Genomic DNA, 18,413 nt, shown 5'->3' on the forward strand with positions numbered 1-18,413 from the left:
AGTTGCTCACTCGTACTGGGGTAACGCAAGGTGTGTGCACGCGGATGAGCTGCAGTGTCCTATTGACAGGTGGCTGTATATACAGGACTATACATTCATCAAAAGTGACCCAAGGCACATTACGTAGATGATGTGATGCACGCCGACCGCGGTGGCCGAGTCCTTCGATCGATGGAGTTCTGATGACTGAACGTCTTCCTGGAGAAGACCGGACGGAAGACGACAATGTCCTGCTCGACGGGAAAGGGTTGTCGGTTCACCGGGTGAACGAAATCGCGCGAGAGCCGGCCGTGATTCGACCTGCCGACGCGGCTCTCGAGCTCACACGGCGGTCATGGGAGACCGCGGTTCGGGTTTCCTCCCGTCAAGCGGTGTACGGGCGCACTACCGGGGTGGGCGGGAATCGCGAAACATCCGTCTCCGACGGTGTGCAGCAGGATCTGAGGCTTCTGAGAAGTCACGCAACGGGATCGGGCCCCAGGCTCCCCGACCGGGTGGTGCGCGCCGCGATCGTCATCCGCACCAACCAGATCCTCAACGGCGGCTCAGGTATGCATCCCGACATCATCGACGGTCTGGTTGCTGCTGTTGCTTCGCAGAACCTGCCGACAGTGCACGCACGCGGTGCGATCGGAACGGGTGACCTGAGTGCGTTCTCCGAAATCGCCATGGGGCTGATCGGTGAGAGCCCGCTTCGCGACGGACGCACCGGAATCGGTTGGACTCCGCACCACGGTGATGCACTTCCGTTCATCTCCACCAACGCGATGACGGTGGCGATCGCCGGCGACACCAGTATCGAAGTCGCGGGGTGGCTTCAGCACTGCTTGGTTGTCAGTGTTCTTTCCGTGCTTGCGTCGCGTAGTTCGATCGAACCGTTTGCTGCACAAGTACAGTCGGCAAGAATGCACTTCGGTCAAGCGGAAGTCGCAGAGCGGGTTCGCGATCTGCTGGCACCACACGACATCACACCCGTGAGAGTTCAGGACTCGTTCGGGTTTCGCGCCCTACCGCAAATCTTGGGTGCCACCTGGCAAGCGGTGCATCGACTGCAGAACACGCTGAGTATCGAGATGAATTCGTCTTCGGAGAATCCGCTGGTGTCGGTCGAAGACGACATGGTGTTCCACAACGGAAATTTCCACGCAATGCCAATAGCCCTTGCAGTCGACGAGGCGAAGTTGGCGGTCGCCAGTGCTGCCCTGCTCTCGCAATGTCGGCTCGCCAACCTCTCCGACCCCGCAGTCACCGGCCTTCGTGCGTTCCTTGCAGACGGTCCCGACGGCAGCAGCGGAACCATGCTTCTCGAATACACGACTTCTGCTGCCATTGCCGAGATCCGCTCGTCGGCGGCACCGGGGTCGTTGGGCCACACGGTAATTTCGCGCGGCACCGAGGATCACGCAAGTTTCGCATCCCAAGCTGCAACTCAATTGGCGGACATTCTTGCCCAATCTCGATTGGTGCTGGCGTGTGAACTGATCTCGGCAGTTCGCGCACTCTCGCAACAACAGCGTGAGCTGGATCCGGCGACCGAGCTCGGCGCGTACCTCGCGCGTGCGCGTTTGGTGCTGGACACGAGGACCGAAGACCGGCCACTCAGTGCAGATCTGAGTGCCGCCGTGAACTTTCTTTCTCAACCGCTCGACCAGTAAGCAGGTGGACCGAATCACAAGTAGGTGTGTGCTCGAACGGAACTCGACCATTTCTCCTGGGTGCGTCCGGACTCAGGTCGACACGAAAGTAGTTCGTAGATGATCAAATTCGACAAGGTCACCAAGGCGTATCCAGACGGAACCATTGCCGTCGATGCTCTCGATCTGGAGTGCCCGACGGGAAAGATCACCGCGTTGGTGGGTCCTTCCGGCTGCGGCAAGACGACCTCACTCCGCATGATCAACAGGCTGATCGAACCGACGTCAGGCACGATTTCGCTCGACGGCGAGTCCACGGCGGGAATGGATCCGGCCCTTCTGCGTCGACGCATCGGGTACGTGATCCAGCACGCGGGTCTCTTTCCCCATCGCACCATCGTCGACAACATAGCGACCATGCCTCGATTGCTCGGTGCGAGTAAAAAGGAATCTCGCACTCGCGCTATGGAATTGCTCGAAACGGTTGGTCTGACGACCAACTTCGCCGACCGCTATCCGTGGCAGCTCTCCGGAGGGCAGCAGCAACGAGTCGGTGTTGCGCGAGCATTGGCTGCGGATCCGTCATTCATGCTGATGGACGAACCGTTCAGCGCCGTTGATCCGGTTGTTCGCGGCCAGCTGCAAGACGAGTTTCTCCGTCTGCAGAAGGAAATCGGAAAAACGATCATCATCGTCACCCACGACATCGACGAAGCGCTGAAACTCGGGGATCAAGTGGTGGTTCTGCGTACCGGCGGCATTCTTGCGCAGGCGGCGACGCCCCTCGAATTGCTGACTCAACCTGCCGACGAATTTGTTGCCGACTTCGTCGGACGTGACCGTGGGTACCGATCGTTGGGGTTCACGACATTGGACGGCGACCTACCGACGGTGTCAGAACCCGTTGCGCATCTGGGCGATTCCGCTGCGGCGGCCCGCGCACTCACCGGCGATGCGTGGCTGTTGGTAGTGGATCCCGCGAACAAGCCGCTCGGATGGGTGAGGCCGGACGCGCTCACGGATTGTATCCGCCCGGATGACTTGAATCTCAGTGGAACACTTGCTGATTCCACCGGGACGATGCGCGCTCTGCTGGATGCGGCGCTGTCAGCGCCGAGCAAGCGGGGCGTTGTCGTGGACGACGCCGGACGCCTGGTGGGAACCGTCACTGCGCATGCTGCAGTGGAAGCCATCGAGGCTGCCGATCTGGCTGACGCGGGGAGGGCGCTCCGATGAACTTCGAATGGCTCGGACGTCAGTCCGACCGGATCATGGACTTGGTGGGATGGCATGTTCTGCTGTCGTTGATTCCCTTGGTGATCGGCTTGGTGGTCGCGTTGCCGATCGGCTGGGTCGCCTATCGCAGTCGTCGGTTGCATCCCTACGTGGTGGGGACGGCCGGATTGCTCTACACGATCCCTTCGCTCGCGCTCTTCGTGCTCCTGCCTCCAATTCTGGGTACCAAGATTCTGGATCCGATGAACATCATCGTGGCGCTCACCGTGTACACCGTTGCTCTGCTCGTGCGGGTAGTGGCCGACGCGCTCGATTCGGTTCCGCCGGAGACGGTTCTGGCAGCGACGGCGATGGGTTACCGGCCGTATCAGACGCTGTTGAAAGTACAGTTGCCAGTAGGAGTTCCGGTGATCTGTGCAGGTTTGCGCGTCGCAGTCGTCTCGAACGTCAGTCTTGTCTCACTCGGCGCACTCCTGGGTATTCCGCAGATAGGTTCCTTGTTCACCCAGGGATTTCAGTTGCGTTTCTACACGCCCATCATCGCGGGTATCGCTCTGTGTCTGGTGCTGGCGTTGATCCTTGATCTCCTCATCATGTTGGCGAATCGGCTGTTGACGCCGTGGACCCCGAAAGTGACTACATCATGATCAGCTTCCTTCTCGACGGATCCCACTGGACCGGGCCGGACGGCATCCCCACCCTTCTCGTTCAGCATTTGATGTACACATTCGCCGCGCTGGCGGTGGCTGCGGTTATCGCGATCCCGCTCGGTCTCTACATCGGACATACGGGCCGTGGCTCCGTTGTTGTTGCTGGACTGGCCAACTCGCTACGAGCGCTGCCGACCATCGGTCTGCTGATCCTACTGGTTCTCATCATCGCGCCGTCATTCCCGAACAAACTCGCGTATCTGATCCCCAGCCTCATCGTCCTGGTGCTTCTCGCGATCCCTCCCATTCTCACCAACACGTACGCCGGAGTTCGAGCGGTCGATCAGGCTGCAGTCGACGCCGCGCGGGGGATGGGATTTCGGTCGATGCGGATCTTGACCGAGGTCGAGATTCCATGTGCCCTACCACTCATGTTGTCCGGCATCAGAAGTGCCGTGCTTCAGATCGTCTCCACTGCGACTGTCGCCGCTTACATTTCTTTGGGCGGACTCGGCCGGTTGTTGATCGACGGAAAAGCTCAGAGCGATTACGGCCAGATGGCGGCCGGAGCCGTACTGGTATCGCTGATTGCCCTGGTTTTCGATCTCGGAATCGGAGCACTGACTGCGCGGGTCGTTTCGCCTGGCCTGACCAGGCGCGATCGGAAGAAGAAGACCGAGAAGACCGCCGCCCCCTCACAGCGCACCGCTGTGCCTGAGCCCGCACCGATCTGAGGACGTTCGACATGAAGAAGGTATTGATCGCCGCGTTGGTCGGCGTGACAGCGGTTGCGTTGTCCAGCTGCGGAATCGGCAAGGACCCCTTGGCTACGGACGGCGGCGGTAGTGCTGAGGGCGCCATCGTGATCGGTTCCGCCGATTTTCCCGAGAGCCAACTGATTGCGACCATTTACGCCGAAGCGCTTCGTGCCAACGGTATCGACGTTACCGAGAAGTTGAACATCGGTAGCCGAGAACTCTATGTACCGGCACTGCGCGACGGTTCCATCGATCTGATCCCCGAGTATTCCGGCGCCTTGTTGCAATATCTGGACAGCAAGACAACGGCGACGGCTTCAGATGAAGTATCCGCTGAAATCGATGCGAAATTGCCCAAGGGTCTGGTGGCTCTCGAGCCCTCGCCCGCAGAGGACAAGGATGTACTTGCCGTCAAACAGGAGACGGCGGAAAAGTATTCGCTGGAGACCGTCGAGGATCTGGTGCAGCATGCCGACGAGTTGACTCTCGGCGGACCGCCGGAATGGAAGACGCGCGAAAACGGCGTCGCCGGCTTGAAGACCAAATACGGCCTGACATTCCGGGAGTTCCTGGCACTCGATGCAGGTGGACCCCTCACGCTCAATGCGCTTCTGAGCGGGCAGATACAGGTTGCCGATGTCTTCAGTACCGATCCTGCGATGCGCTCGGAGAACTTGGTTGCACTCGAGGATACGAAGCACCTCTTCCTCGCGGAGAACATCACACCGATCATCAACGAGTTGAAGGCTCGCGATGACGTCCGCTCAGTGCTCGCGGGGGTTTCGGCGGCGCTGACCACCGAAGATCTCATCGAGATGAACCAGCGCGTTGCCGATCTCGACGACATGAGTGACATCGCTCAGGACTGGTTGCAGGAGAACTCCCTGGTGCCATGATCGAAGGCCGGGGTGGCGTCCTTGTCGTCGGCCGAACAGACGATATCGATTCGACCCCGCTCGGGGTAGCGTCGCGAAGTCAGGCATGCCTCGACCTCGCGGCGAGCCGTTCCGACCAAGGATGCCGACATGCCGAGAAGCCGACCGCGCGCACCCATTGGACGAGTTCGGAACGGCGCAGCCACTACAACCACGGTTGTAGTGTCCGGCCTGTGTCTGGCATCAGGCTGGAACGCCCATGCAGTTTCCGAGTTGCGCTGTAGTTCCGTTCACGACGCCTGGTGGCACCGGACGGGCAATTCTCACCAGCGAGGGCGTCACCGTCATCGAATCACCGCCGGGAACGCTGACTGACCGCGGCGTCGGTGACGGCTCACCGTGGCTCAAATCGAATCGGCCTACGGCAACGATCATTCGACACGGACGATTCAGACTGAGTCAGGCCAATCGATCTTCGTCACCACCGGTGATCCGGGGCAAGTCGGTAATGGCGACCCCGGAGGGTTGATCGGCTTTTCGATTCACGACGGTACGGTCGGGCCTCCTGTGATCGGTGGTGTCCCCGGCTTCGAGTACTGCTCGGGCAATTCGTCGACTTCGACTTCACGATTGCCGACGGCATCCACATCCGAGGGGTGCGGAACGATCACGTACCCCGAGACAGGCGTTGTCGCCGCCATCGGCAATCTGCAAGGCGGCATCACTTGTGAGGTGGCAAAGGACATAGTTTGGAGTGCTCGGACAGAACTCGTGGAATCAGTTTTCAGGCAGTCCCGTAGATCTGCTGGAGGCGCGCCGAGGCTAGCGCTGAACCGGCACGTGCTTCGTGACTATCCGGTGGATCAGACGAGCAGCCGTTCGGGCAGTGCGATTGTCGACGTCGAGGCTCGGGTTCAGTTCGGCGACATCGAGAACCGCGAGTTTTCCGCTGGACGTGACTCGGTCACATACGTATTGGATGGTTTCGAGGCTGACTCCGTAGGCCGCAGGTGCGCTGACGCCCGGCGCCACAGCTGCAGGCAGGACGTCGAGGTCGATGGTCAGGTAGACCAGATCGACGTCGTCGAGGAAGTCTGCGAGGAACTGATCCACGACGCCTCGGCCGATCGCTCCGCATTCTTCGTCGAGCAGATAGCGAACACCGAGGCGGTGAGCCGTGTCGAACAGTGCCGTGGTGTTGCTCGGTTGGCTGATTCCGATCACGCTGTACTGATGCGAGGTGCCTGCCGCGGCTTCGTCCTCGGCGATCTGACGAAAGGGTGTGCCGGAGCTGGGTATCGGATCGCCCCGCAGGTCGAAGTGCGCATCCAAGTTGAGGATTCCGAGTTTGGCTCCGGCGGTTCGCAACTCGGAGCCCGCGACGCCGAGGTATGTACCGTAGGCGATTTCGTGTCCTCCCCCGAGAACCACGGGGAAGTGTCCCGAATCAAGCGCAGCGCTGACGGCGTTCCCGAGTGCGGCCTGACCGGCCTCGAGTTCTTCACCCGACACGGCAACGGTTCCGGCGTCCTGAATCTGCAGTGGTTCGGCCAGCGCCATGGAAGCCAACCCGGCTCGCAAAGCGTCGGGGCCATCCGCGGCACCGCGGCGGCCCTTGTTGCGGCGGACTCCTTCGTCGCTGGAGAATCCGATCAGAACACAGTCGCCGGGAGCTGTTTCGGCTGAATACGGTTGCACGGCATGATGCCACCGCAGATGCTCGGCAGTGGTGCCGTCGGAGCGCCCGGTCCACGGCTTGGGTTCGATGTCGACTGCGATCTGATGTGCCACGACGGCCTCCCGGTGAGTGTATTTCAGTAGCTTGTGGCGAGTGCGCCGTTTTTCCAGACCTCGCGCACCAGAGGGACGCCCGGGCGGTAGGCGAGGTGGAGGTACGACGGTGCATCGAGCGCGATGGCGTCGGCACGTGTTCCGAGAGAAAGGGTTCCGACGTCGGTGCGCTGCAGCGCCCGGGCGCCTCCTGCAGTGGCTGCCCAGACTGCCTCGGCGGGTGTCATGTGCATGTCTCGCACCGCAATTGCTATGCAGAACGGGAGGCTGGTGGTGTAGCAGGTGCCGGGATTGCAGTCGGCGCCGAGAGCTACTGTGACGCCGGCGTCCAGCAGTGCGCGGGCGTCGGGGTACTTGTTGCGGGTGGAGAAGTCGGCGCCGGGCAACAGTGTTGCGACGGTGGAACTCTGAGCCAGGGCGTCGATGTCCTCGGCGGTGACGTAGGTGACGTGATCGACGGACGCGGCTCCCATCTCGACGGCGAGCTGAACTCCTGGCCCATCGCCGAGTTGATTGCCGTGGACGCGGGGGATCAGTCCAGCGGCGACGCCTGCGCTCAGGACTGCATGTGCCTGTTCGCGGTTGAACGCCCCTCGTTCGCAGAAGACGTCGATCCACTTCGCGTGTGGCGCACAGGCAGGGATCATCTCGTCGCACGCCATGGCGACGTAGTCATCGGCGCGGCCGGCATATTCGGGTGGTGGAACGTGGGCGGCCAGCAGTGTGACCTCGTCGGTGAACTGTCCGGCGATCAGTGCGCTGCGTAGTTCGCTCTCGGTGTTCTGCCCGTATCCGGTCTTGCATTCGACGGTTGTGCTGCCCGAGCGCAGGGATTCGTCGAGTAGGCGTCGAACATTGGCCTGCAATTGTTCGTCGGTGGCCGAGCGCGTCGCTTCGATGGTGTTGCGAATACCGCCCGCCGCGTACTTCTCGCCCGCCATGCGAGCTGCGAATTCCTCGGCCCGCTCGCCACCGAACACCAGGTGCGAGTGACTCTCCACGAATCCGGGGAGCAGGGCCCGACCGCCGATATCCTGACCGATATCGGCAGCCGGGGCGTCGGCGGAATCACCGACCCAAGCAACAACGCCCTCGTCGAAAACGATTGCCGCGTCGTGTCGTACGCCGAGCTTGCCCTCACCCAGAGTCGGGTCATTGGTGACGAGGGTTCCGATGTTGGTCAGAACTGTGGTTCGAGAACCATTCGTGGTCAATGTAATTCCTAACTCAGGGTGAGGTGGTGGGGCTGTTTCAGTTCTCGGTCATCGGGATTCGGACGCCGCGGGTGGCTGCCGTGTCGATGGCGTGGTCGTATCCTGCATCCGCATGCCGGATGACGCCCATCCCGGGATCGTTGGTGAGAACTGCTTCGAGCTTCTTGGCTGCGAGTTCGGTGCCGTCGGCGATGCACACCTGTCCCGCGTGGATGGAGCGTCCCATACCGACGCCGCCGCCTTGGTGGAGTGAAACCCACGAAGCGCCGGACGCGGTGTTGACCAGGGCGTTGAGCAGCGGCCAGTCGGCGATCGCGTCGGACCCGTCGATCATCGATTCGGTTTCGCGGTACGGCGAGGCGACCGATCCGGAGTCGAGGTGATCGCGGCCGATGGCGATCGGTGCGGAGAGCTCGCCCGAGGCCACCATCTCGTTGAACTTGAGGCCGGCGAGGTGGCGCTCACCGTATCCGAGCCAGCAGATGCGAGCCGGAAGGCCTTCGAAGGCAACCTTTTCGCCGGCCATGGTGATCCAGCGGCGCAGGTGCTCGTTCTCGGGGAAGAGTTCGAGGATGGCCTTGTCGGTGGCCTCGATGTCCTTGGGATCACCCGAGAGCGCCGCCCAGCGGAAGGGGCCGAGGCCTTCTTCGAAGAGCGGACGGATGTAGGCGGGAACGAATCCGGGGAAGTCGAATGCACGGTCGTAGCCGGCCTTGCGGGCCTCGTCGCGGATGGAGTTGCCGTAGTCGAATACCTCGGCGCCGGCGTCCATGAATCCGACCATGGCCTTGACGTGTGCGGCCATCGCGTTGCGGGAATCTTCGGTGAACTTCTGCGGATCCTTCTCCGACATGGTCTTCATGTCGCCGAAGTCGATGCCGATCGGCAGGTAGGCGAGGGGATCGTGCGCCGAGGTCTGGTCGGTCACGATGTCGATGGGGGCCTTCATCTCCAGCAGCGCCGGGAAGATCTCTGCCGCATTGCCTTCGAGGCCGATGGAGAGCGGCTTCTTGGCATCGCGTGCCGCGGTCGCCAGTTTGAGCGCGTGCTCGATGCTGTCTGCCTTGGTGTCGAGGTACTTGTGGGCGATACGACGGTCGATGCGGGTGATGTCGCAGTCGACGCAGATCGCGACGCCGTCGTTCATAGTGACGGCGAGAGGCTGAGCGCCGCCCATGCCGCCGAGACCCGCAGTGAGGGTGATCGTTCCGGCGAGTGAGCCGTTGTAGCGCTTCTTCGCGATGGCGCCGAAGGTCTCGTACGTACCCTGCAGGATTCCCTGGGTGCCGATGTAAATCCAGGAGCCTGCGGTCATCTGGCCGTACATGGTCAGGCCGAGGTCTTCGAGACGGCGGAACTCTTCCCAGTTCGCCCAGTCACCGACCAGGTTGGAGTTGGCGATCAGCACTCGCGGTGCCCACTCGTTGGTGCGGAAGACACCGACCGGCTTGCCGGACTGCACCAGCATGGTCTCGTCGTTCTTCAGCGTCTTCAGCGTGGCGACCATGGCGTCGAAGGCAGCCCAACTACGCGCTGCGCGACCGGTTCCGCCGTAGACGACGAGGCTGTCCGGGTGCTCGGCAACATCGGGGTCGAGGTTGTTCATGAGCATGCGCAGGGCACCCTCCTGCTGCCAACCGAGCGTCGTGAGCTCGGGGCCGCGGGGAGCACGGACGGGGCGCGGCTCGTGGCCGGGGGTGCTGATTTCCATTGTGTTCTCCTAGCTTGCTGAAGTTCGAAAGACGTTGGGGGATCAGACGCGAGAGTCGGTCATCGCGGTGTGATCGGGGTAGATCATCGACGAAGGGGGATTGCTCGTGCGCTTGGCGAGTGGGTAATAGATCAGCCCGGTGAACACGATGCCGACCAGCCACGAGATGTCGGCGCCGCCGAGCATGTCCGTGACGGGGCCGGTGTACATCTTCTGGGCGAGGAACGGGATCTGGGCGAGAACGCCGGCGGCGTAGCAAGCCAATGCGGTGAAGTTCCATGCTCCGTATCGACCGTTGACGTCGTACAGCGCCGGAATGTCGATGCGTTCCTTGGAGATCAGGTAGTAGTCGATCAGATTGATCGCACTCCACGGCGTGAACACCATCAGCAACACCAGGACGAAGTTCTTGAAGTTGTCCAGGAAGTCGGCGCTGGCGGCGATGGCGATCAAGACCGAGACCGCAGTGAAACCGAGGATGTAGAGGGTGCGCGCTGTGCTCGAGATTCGCGACTGTCCGTTGAAGGCGGTGACGGTGGTCAGGATCGACATGAATCCGCCGTAGGCGTTGAGCACGTTCACCGTCAACTTGCCGACCAGGATGACGAAGTAGATCAGGAAGGCGATGGCAGCGGGTCCGGCCAGATCTCCAATGAAGCCGACCTGGTTACCCAGGAACGCGTCGCCGGCGCAGGCCGCGACGAGAGCGCCGAAGGTCATGGACCACTGCGATCCGATGACACTACCGAGGAACGTCGACCAGAACGTGGTGCTCTCGGAAGTGCTGCGCGGCAGGTAACGCGAGTAGTCGGCGACGTACGGGCCGAAGGTGAGCTGCCAACCGGCACCCAGCGAGATCGCGAGCAGGAAGGTGACTATGTCGAAGCCCTTGATGCCGACGTACGAGGCGACGTCGTACTCGAGGAACAGTCGAACGGCCAGGTAGGAGAATCCGACGATGCCCACGACGGTGGCGATCCTGCCGACGATGTGGATCAGCTTGTAGCCGGTGACCGCGACGAATGCGGTGAGGAGACCGAAGACGACGATGCCGACGGTGGGGCTGTCGATGTGCAGGATCTTGTTGACGGCCTGTCCGGCCAACACGGTGCCGGTGGCAGCGAAGCCGAGGTACATCAGGATGACGAGAACAAGCGGTACGACTGCTCCCTTGACGCCGAACTGGGCGCGACTCGAGATCATCTGGGGGAGACCCATACGCGGGCCCTGGGCGGAGTGAAGCGCCATGACAGCGCCACCGAAGATGTTGCCGATCAGAAGTCCGACGATCGCCCAGATGGCGTCCGCGCCGAATACGACGGCGAGAGCGCCGTCGACGATTGCAGTGATCTGCATGTTGGCGCCGAACCAGAGAGTGAACTGGCTGCGCGGGGTGCCGTGTCGTTCTGCATCCGGGACGACGTCGATAGTGCGTCGTTCCGGAGTGAGGATGACCTCGGCCGGTCCATCGTGAGTCATAGGCCTGTCTTTCTGCTGCGAGCCCGTCGAGCGACGGAATCGACGTCGGGGTATTGCCCACCTTCTTCGTGCTTGGTGCTTTGCGCCGTGTGCTTTGTGCGCTGGGTCACTGTCACTGCGGATAAATGTATATGCCTGTATATACAGGCGTCAATACCCGGGACCCGTTTTCGCGTAAATGCTGTGTAACACCGCGCGAGAAATCAGAAACCCTTACCCGGGTTGAGGATTCCGAGCGGGTCGAAGGCAGCCTTGATCGATCGGTGCAGTTGCATGCTGTCCTCGCCGAGCTCGAGAGAGAGCCAGCGACGCTTCAGAACGCCGACGCCGTGCTCTCCGGTCAGAGTTCCGCCGAGTTCGAGAGCACGCCGGAAGACCTCGTCCGCGGCGGTCCACACGGCTTCGGGGACCGAGCCGTCGGCAGTGCGGTCGAAGACGAAGGTCGGATGGACGTTGCCGTCACCAGCATGCGCGACAGTCATGATCTTGACCATGTACTCGGCGGCCGCTCGGTCGATACTCTCGAGCATGTCGGGCAGTTTCGACCGCGGGACCCCGACGTCTTCCACGAGACATTGCCCGAGTCGTTCGGAAGCCGGATAGGCGAGTCGACGAATCTCGAGTAGCTGTGCGGCTTCTGCCGCGTCCTGCGAGACGGCGACAAAATCGGCGCCCGCCCTCTCGAAGTGTTTCTGCATCGCCGCGGCTGCTGCGTCGGCATCGACCCCGTCGGCCTGTGCGATCAGCATCGCGGCGGTGTTGTCTTCCAACCCGATTCGTTTCCAGTCGTCGACGGCGCGCAGCGTTGCTCGATCGATCAGCTCCAGCAGGCTCGGCCCGATTCCGTCGCGAACGACCGCGGCAACCGCGTCCGCTGCGGAGCGGAGAGAATCGAAACTGCCGACGACGGTGACCGGTGCTCTCTTGGGCTTGGGCTGCAACTTCAGCGTGGCACTCGTGACGACTCCGAGCGTTCCTTCCGAACCGACAAGAAGACTGGTCAAGTCGTATCCCGCAACACCTTTGACGGTCCTTCGGCCTGTCCGCACGATCCGACCGTCGGCGAGCACAACCTCGAGACCCAGGACTGAATCGCGGGTGACGCCGTACTTCACGCAACGCAGTCCACCGGCGTTGGTGGCGATGTTTCCGCCGATCGTGGAGATCTCGAAACTGCTCGGATCAGGGGCGTACATCAGCCCGTACTCGTCTGCTGCTCGGCTGATGTCAGCGTTGATCACCCCGGCTTCCACGACAGCGAGCTGATCGTCCGGATTGACCTCGAGAATCGAGCGCATGCGAGTGGTCGAGATGACCAGGCAGCCCTCGACGGCTACCCCGCCGCCCGCCAAACCGGTTCCCGCACCGCGGGTTACCACCGGGACACGGTGAGCAGTAGCCCATTTCAGAGCCTCGGAAATGTCGGCCGCAGTTTCGGCGAGCATGACGGCTACCGGATGGCCGGGTTCGGCGAGATGGGCCTCGTCACGGCGGTACGAGTCCATTACCGCAGGGTCGGTGATCAGGCGACTCGAACCGATCGACCGAGCAAGTTCGTGGACGGACATTCTTTTCTCCAGTCGGTCAAAGGTTGTGTGCGAGTGCATCCACAGCGGCGATCACGGCGTCTTCTGCTGCCCGCTCACCTACGGTCACCCGCACTCCCTCGCCGGGGAACATCCGGACCGAGACACCCTGCGCGACGCAGGCCGCTTCGAGTGCAGAAGCTCTCTTGCCGAGAGGGATCCACACGAAGTTGGCACCGCTCGGGACCGTCTCGACGCCGCGCAGAGCCAATTGCTCACGTAGGTGAGAACGACCCGCGGTCACCGTTTCGACTATCGAATCGGTGTGTGCCGGATCGGTCAGGGCCGCGCAGGCCGCGGCCTCGGCAACGGCGCTGAGCCCGAAGGGCGGTGCAGCGCTGCGAAGATCCGCTGCGATCGCCGAGTTGGTGACGGCATAGCCGGCACGAAGTCCGGCCAATCCGTAAGCCTTGGAGAAGGTTCGGAAGACGACGATGTTGGGAAAGGCTCGAAGCAGGTCGACGCCGTCGACGTCGCTGGTCGCGAACTCCCGGTAAGCCTCGTCCAGAAGGATGAGGACGTCACCCGGGATCGAGCGGGCGAACGAGACGAACTCCGCGGTCGAGAACTCGCTTCCGGTCGGATTGTTGGGGTTGCAGACGAGTACTGCGCGGGTCTGCGGCGTCACGGCTGCCGCCATTGCACTCAGATCGTGCCGATGTTCGGAATCGAGTGCGACGGGGACACCGCTCGCCCCGGCGATTCCGATCAGTATCGGGTACGCCTCGTAGCTGCGCCACGGGTAGACGACTTCGGTGCCAGGGCCCGTGTATGCGGTCAATACCTGCTGGAGCAGTGCCAACGACCCGGCGCCGACCAGTACCTGGTCGTCGCCCACGCCCAGACGGTCGCTCAACCGGGCTATCAGTGTGTCGCCGAACAGCGACGGATACAAGTGCGAGTGTGAGGCCGCGAGATTGACGGCCTCGAGAATGGCCGCCGAGGGTGCAACCGTCGACTCGTTGCTCGACGCCCGCCACCGAACCTGCTCGAGGCCGGCGGCTTTGGAGTATCGAGGAAGCGCTTCGATTTCGGGTCGGGGGCGAGGCCTCAGCGCACCGGGCGCGCTCATGCCAGGGCGCCGATCGCGTTCTCCGCAGCCGCAACAAGTGCACCCGATGCCGCCAAGTCCACCGCGGCCTCGATCTCGGGGGACAGGAAGCGATCGGTACCCGGCCCCTGCACCTTCTCGCGCAGGGTCCGAAGGACGGCTCCGGTGGCGGGGGAGGGCTCGAGTGGGGAGCGCAAATCGATTCCTCTTGCTGCAGTCAGTATCTCGATCGCGAGAACTCGGGTGAGACCGTCGATGGACCGGCGGAGCTTGCGTGCACCCGACCATCCCATGGAGACGTGATCTTCCTGCATGGCCGAGGAGGGAATCGAATCGACACTGGCCGGGCTCGCGAGTCGCTTGAGTTCGGACACGATGGCAGCTTGTGTGTACTGCGCGATCATCAGTCCGCTGTCGACACCGGGGTCGTCGGCGAGGAAGGGGGTCAGACCGTGATTGCGTGCTACGTCGAGGAAGCGGTCGGTTCGGCGTTCGCTGATACCCGCGACATCCGCGGTCACGATGGCGAGGAAGTCCAAGACGTAGGCCACGGGAGCTCCGTGGAAGTTACCGTTGGATCGAACCCGTCCGTCGAGGGTGACAACGGGATTGTCGACAGCACTGGCCAATTCGCGCCCGGCGACGAGGCGGGCGTGATCGACGGTGTCGCGTGCGCCGCCGGCGACCTGCGGTGCGCACCGCAGTGAGTACGCGTCTTGAACCCTGGTGCAGTCAGGGCCCGCATGGCTGGCGACGATCGGGGAATCGGCAAGCAGACGCACCATGTTCGATGCGGCCGCGCCCTGGCCGGGGTGGGGGCGAAGCGCTTGGAGGTCCGCGGCGAACACCTGATCGGTGCCGAGCAAGCCCTCGACGCTCATGGCGGCAGCGATGTCGGCCAACTTGAGCAGATGATCGAGATCGGTGATCGCAAGGGCCAGTTGGCCGAGCATCCCGTCGGTACCGTTGATCAGTGCGAGGCCTTCCTTCTCGGCCAGAACCACCGGTTCGAGACCATGGGCAGCCAATGCCGTTGCCGCATCGGTGAGTTCACCGTCGGCGGTGCGGACGGAACCTTCACCGATGATTGCCATCGCCACATGCGCCAGTGGTGCCAGATCTCCCGAGCATCCGAGGCTGCCGTATTCGTGCACCACCGGGGTGATGCCTGCGGTGAGTAGGTCGGCGTACGCCTGTGCGACTACAGGGCGCACTCCGGTTCGCCCGGTGGCGAGCGTCGAAAGACGCAGAAGCATCAAGGCCCGGATCACTTCGCGTTCGACTTCCGGTCCCGAACCTGCCGCATGTGAGCGGATCAGGCTGCGCTGCAACTGTGTCCGCAGATGCGCCGGAATGTGCCGGGTGGCAAGTGCGCCGAATCCGGTGGAAACTCCGTAGACCGGTGTGGGGTCTGCGGCCAGCGCTTCGATGCGTGCACGACTTTCGGCGATCGCGGCCAGTGATTCCGCGGTCAATGCAACGCCGTATCCGTTGCGCGCGACGTCGACGACGTCGGCGATGGTGACAGCGCCGATTCCGACCTCGATGGTTCGGGTGGCTGTCTGGGTGGCAGGGGTGGCGTTCATGGGACTCCAATGATGATGCGTGGCAATCTAACAAAGTCTTGTATACGAGACTCTAGTCTTGAATATGAGACGAAAACAAGGCCCACAGAGTGCGAAACGGAGAATTTCGTTACATGTCTGCGGTCGGGGTCTCCACCATTCGATCTCCGAGATCGGCGGAGAACTCGGCGCTGACGGCGCGCACTCGGTCGGCGATCAGGGCACTCTCCTCGGCCGATTTGGAGCCGGAGAGGAAGGTGACGCCGAGAGCTGCGACCGGACGACCGTCCCGTGTGATCACGGGGCTGGCGATGCAGTTGATCCCGGATGTCGTCGCATTCTCTTCGACCGCATATCCGCTCTCACGTGCTGCGGCGAGCAGTTCTCGCAGTTCGGCGAGCGTCGACGGACCCGTTCCGGTCCGCGTCGGCCAGGTGTACCCCTCGTAGAGCGCGCTGATCTGTTCCACGTCCAGACGGCTCAGAATCGCCCGCCCGACTGCGGTGAGATGCGCCGGAAGGCGGGTCCCGATCTCGGTCACCAACCGAACGCCGGGCTTCAGAGGTTCACGTTTGTCGAGGTAGATGACGTCAGAACCCTGAAGTACCGCCAGATGGGAGGTCTCGTCGGTCGACTGAGTGAGTGCCAGCATGAATCGTTGGCCCTCACGGTGAAGTGGGCCGGACCGCATGTACGACGCACCGACTTCGAACGCCGAGACACCCAGGGTCCAGGCGCGTTGATCAGCCCAGTATGAGACGAACCGTCGATCCCGCATGACATTGAGGAGGTGATGCGTCGTACTCTTCGGCAGCTCGAGGGCGCTGGAGATTTCTGCCGTCGCCAGCGGCACACCCCGGCGGGCCAGGAGATCGAGCACGTCGAGCACGCGCTCAGCAGATTTCACGCGGCTCGTCGTCATATGGGGTGTGTCCTTACGGGTAGGGCTGAGGTGGGAGCGGGGACCCACATTGTCTCGGATACGAGACTGAATCGCCAAGTGCTCGGGGTGGTCAGGGAGTCTGGTTGCCGAGTTCCGCGGACAACCGGGCGCAGTGCTCCACCAAGACGCGGCCGTGGCTGGCGCAGACCTCGTCCGTCAGACGGAAGGTCGGGCCCACGACGCTGAGCGCTCCGGCTATCTGACCGACCGCGTTGTAGATCGGCGCGGCAACTCCGGTCGAGTGATCCTCGATGGTGTCGTGCGCAATGGCGTACCCGCTCTCGCCTACCTTGCCGCTCAACGCTGCGCCGACGGCGGTGCCGTCCAGGGGAACGCTCTGGCCCACCCACCCCATGTGGCGGATCGCGTGCGTGCCCTCGATCTGATCGAGATACAGCGCAGTGTCTTTCGGTCCCTTCGTCGACAGGTAGGTCGACTCTCTCGTGGTTTCGGCGATGGCCTTCATCGCGGGCCGCGCTCTCGGCAACAGTTGATTGTCACCGAGTGCGCGAGCCCCGATCTGTAGTAGCCGCGGGCCGACGCGATAGACGTTGTCCTCGCCGCGGACGACGAACTCGGTTTGTTCGAGGCTTCTGATCAGGCGAAGCGCGGTACTGGTTGCCAGATCGGTTGCCTTGGCGGCGTCGCCGAGCGTCAACCCGCCGTGCTCGACGATCGCACCGAGAAGTTCGAACGTGCGATTCGCGCTGCGGGTCACGTCGCCGGGGGCCATGTCCTACTCCAAGTGCCGAGGGATGTCTGCGCTGAATCTATCGCGAGCCCGGCAGTACCTCACCGTGGTGCTCGTCCAGCAGGGGACTGCGGCGGACATCGGGGCGTCGGCTATCACCGAACACGACGGGTTGTCGTACGTAGGAGATTTTTCCTGCTACCGGGTGCTCGAACGATTCGACAACTCCGCGATACTCGGCCTGCGCGGAGGTGAGTGCCTGCTGGACGTCCCAGATTTCCGAGCCGGCGAGGCCCGCGTCGCCGAGAATACCGACCACGTCGGCGACGGTCTTTCCGGCAGCCCAGTTTTCGATCTCCTTGCGCAGTGCCGGTTCGTTCTCGGTCCGGGCGGTGTCGTCGGCAAATCGAGGATCTGCGATCAGGTCGACGCGATTCATCGTCTGCGCCAGCTTCTCGAAACCCGACTGGCTCGCAACCGCGAGGACGAAGAGTCCGTCGTCGGCCTTGTAGGTGTCGAACGGTGTTGACACCGGATGACGGTTGCCGACGCGTGGGGGAGTGAGCCCGGTGGATTGCAGTTGGCTGTGTGCTGTCGGCAGCATGGCGAGCATGCTGTCGAACATCGCGACGTCTAGGTGCTGCCCGAGTCCGCTCGCCCGTGCACTCAGCAGGGCGGTACTGATTCCCCAGGCGGCGAACAGCCCGGCGACCAGGTCTCCGAACGACTCACCCAACCGTGTCGGCCCGGATTCCTCCGAACCGGTGATGCTCATGATTCCCGAAAGAGCCTGGACTACAAGGTCGTAGGCGGCGGCTCCGGACATGGGCCCGTCCTGTCCGAAACCGGAGATGGACGCGTACACGATGCGCGGATTGCGAGCCCGCGCAGCCTCGTAGTCGATTCCCAGGCGCTTGGTGACGCCGGGGCGAAAGTTTTCGACGACGACGTCGGCGGTCTCGATGAGCGTCAGCAGCGCCTCACGGTCCTCGTCGTTCTTGAGGTTGAGTGCCACCGAACGCTTGCCACGATTGAGCACGTTGAAGTAGATGCTCTCGCCGTCGCGGAACGGGCCGAGGTGCCGAGAGTCTTCACCGTGTTCGGATTCGATCTTGACGACGTCCGCACCGGCGTCGGAAAGCAGTGCGGTGCAGTAGGGTCCGGCAAGGACGCGCGAGAGGTCGATGACCCGGATGCCGTCGAGTGGGGGAAGTGCAGTCATGTCCGCG

17 protein-coding genes are annotated in these 18,413 nt (G+C 62.7%); 6 read left to right on the forward strand and 11 right to left on the reverse strand.

Annotated features, from left to right (window positions below):
* Positions 1 to 182: 182 nt before the first annotated feature.
* The 6 genes from YH3_RS16170 (at position 183) to YH3_RS16200 (ending at position 5,682) form a co-directional block, all read left to right on the forward strand.
* Complete coding sequence (locus tag YH3_RS16170; protein WP_064443715.1) at positions 183 to 1,655, forward strand: aromatic amino acid ammonia-lyase; 1,473 nt, start codon at positions 183 to 185, stop codon at positions 1,653 to 1,655.
* Positions 1,656 to 1,754: 99 nt separating this feature from the next.
* The gene (locus YH3_RS16175) at positions 1,755 to 2,870 is read left to right on the forward strand and encodes an ABC transporter ATP-binding protein (protein ID WP_064443716.1); all 1,116 of its coding nucleotides are present in this window, start codon (positions 1,755 to 1,757) and stop codon (positions 2,868 to 2,870) included.
* Positions 2,867 to 3,517, forward strand: coding sequence for an ABC transporter permease (locus tag YH3_RS16180; RefSeq protein WP_003940005.1), 651 nt, complete (start codon positions 2,867 to 2,869; stop codon positions 3,515 to 3,517). Before YH3_RS16175 ends, YH3_RS16180 begins: the two co-directional genes overlap by 4 nt.
* On the forward strand, positions 3,514 to 4,254 hold the full coding sequence (locus YH3_RS16185; protein ID WP_030536962.1) for an ABC transporter permease: 741 nt from the start codon (positions 3,514 to 3,516) through the stop codon (positions 4,252 to 4,254). Before YH3_RS16180 ends, YH3_RS16185 begins: the two co-directional genes overlap by 4 nt.
* 11 nt (positions 4,255 to 4,265) lie before the next feature.
* Positions 4,266 to 5,174: an ABC transporter substrate-binding protein gene (locus YH3_RS16190; protein ID WP_030536963.1), complete on the forward strand. Its 909-nt coding sequence runs from the start codon at positions 4,266 to 4,268 to the stop codon at positions 5,172 to 5,174.
* 238 nt (positions 5,175 to 5,412) lie between these two features.
* Positions 5,413 to 5,682 (forward strand): hypothetical protein, encoded by a 270-nt coding sequence (locus tag YH3_RS16200; RefSeq protein ID WP_030536965.1) that lies wholly within the window; start codon positions 5,413 to 5,415, stop codon positions 5,680 to 5,682.
* 13 nt (positions 5,683 to 5,695) lie between these two features.
* Here the strand turns inward: YH3_RS16200 and YH3_RS36060 are convergent, their stop codons facing one another.
* From YH3_RS36060 to YH3_RS16250, 11 genes are all read right to left on the reverse strand, one after another.
* The gene (locus YH3_RS36060; protein ID WP_155277930.1) at positions 5,696 to 5,854 is read right to left on the reverse strand and encodes a hypothetical protein; all 159 of its coding nucleotides are present in this window, start codon (positions 5,852 to 5,854) and stop codon (positions 5,696 to 5,698) included.
* Positions 5,855 to 5,975: 121 nt separating this feature from the next.
* A complete protein-coding gene (hutG, locus tag YH3_RS16205) occupies positions 5,976 to 6,944 on the reverse strand; it encodes a formimidoylglutamase (protein ID WP_042926100.1) in 969 nt (322 codons plus the stop codon).
* 23 nt (positions 6,945 to 6,967) lie between these two features.
* The gene (gene hutI / locus YH3_RS16210) at positions 6,968 to 8,158 is read right to left on the reverse strand and encodes an imidazolonepropionase (RefSeq protein WP_064443718.1); all 1,191 of its coding nucleotides are present in this window, start codon (positions 8,156 to 8,158) and stop codon (positions 6,968 to 6,970) included.
* A gap of 37 nt (positions 8,159 to 8,195) precedes the next feature.
* Positions 8,196 to 9,869, reverse strand: a complete 1,674-nt coding sequence (hutU, locus tag YH3_RS16215; protein WP_064443719.1) for a urocanate hydratase — start codon at positions 9,867 to 9,869, stop codon at positions 8,196 to 8,198.
* A gap of 42 nt (positions 9,870 to 9,911) precedes the next feature.
* A complete protein-coding gene (locus YH3_RS16220) occupies positions 9,912 to 11,348 on the reverse strand; it encodes a cytosine permease (protein ID WP_064443720.1) in 1,437 nt (478 codons plus the stop codon).
* Between the two features lie 203 nt (positions 11,349 to 11,551).
* Complete coding sequence (locus tag YH3_RS16225) at positions 11,552 to 12,916, reverse strand: FAD-binding oxidoreductase (RefSeq protein WP_064443721.1); 1,365 nt, start codon at positions 12,914 to 12,916, stop codon at positions 11,552 to 11,554.
* A gap of 16 nt (positions 12,917 to 12,932) precedes the next feature.
* Positions 12,933 to 14,006 (reverse strand): histidinol-phosphate transaminase, encoded by a 1,074-nt coding sequence (locus tag YH3_RS16230; RefSeq protein WP_003940619.1) that lies wholly within the window; start codon positions 14,004 to 14,006, stop codon positions 12,933 to 12,935.
* Positions 14,003 to 15,571: a histidine ammonia-lyase gene (gene hutH / locus YH3_RS16235; protein ID WP_007732730.1), complete on the reverse strand. Its 1,569-nt coding sequence runs from the start codon at positions 15,569 to 15,571 to the stop codon at positions 14,003 to 14,005. Before hutH ends, YH3_RS16230 begins: the two co-directional genes overlap by 4 nt.
* A gap of 109 nt (positions 15,572 to 15,680) precedes the next feature.
* The gene (locus YH3_RS16240) at positions 15,681 to 16,472 is read right to left on the reverse strand and encodes an IclR family transcriptional regulator (protein ID WP_029256284.1); all 792 of its coding nucleotides are present in this window, start codon (positions 16,470 to 16,472) and stop codon (positions 15,681 to 15,683) included.
* Between the two features lie 91 nt (positions 16,473 to 16,563).
* The gene (locus tag YH3_RS16245) at positions 16,564 to 17,226 is read right to left on the reverse strand and encodes an IclR family transcriptional regulator (protein WP_030536970.1); all 663 of its coding nucleotides are present in this window, start codon (positions 17,224 to 17,226) and stop codon (positions 16,564 to 16,566) included.
* Positions 17,227 to 17,263: 37 nt separating this feature from the next.
* Positions 17,264 to 18,406, reverse strand: coding sequence for a CaiB/BaiF CoA-transferase family protein (locus YH3_RS16250; protein WP_003940060.1), 1,143 nt, complete (start codon positions 18,404 to 18,406; stop codon positions 17,264 to 17,266).
* Positions 18,407 to 18,413 lie beyond the last annotated feature (7 nt).

Origin of the sequence: Rhodococcus sp. YH3-3, assembly GCF_001653035.1 — a bacterium.
In the GTDB taxonomy this organism is placed as follows: Bacteria; Actinomycetota; Actinomycetes; order Mycobacteriales; family Mycobacteriaceae; genus Rhodococcus_F; species Rhodococcus_F qingshengii.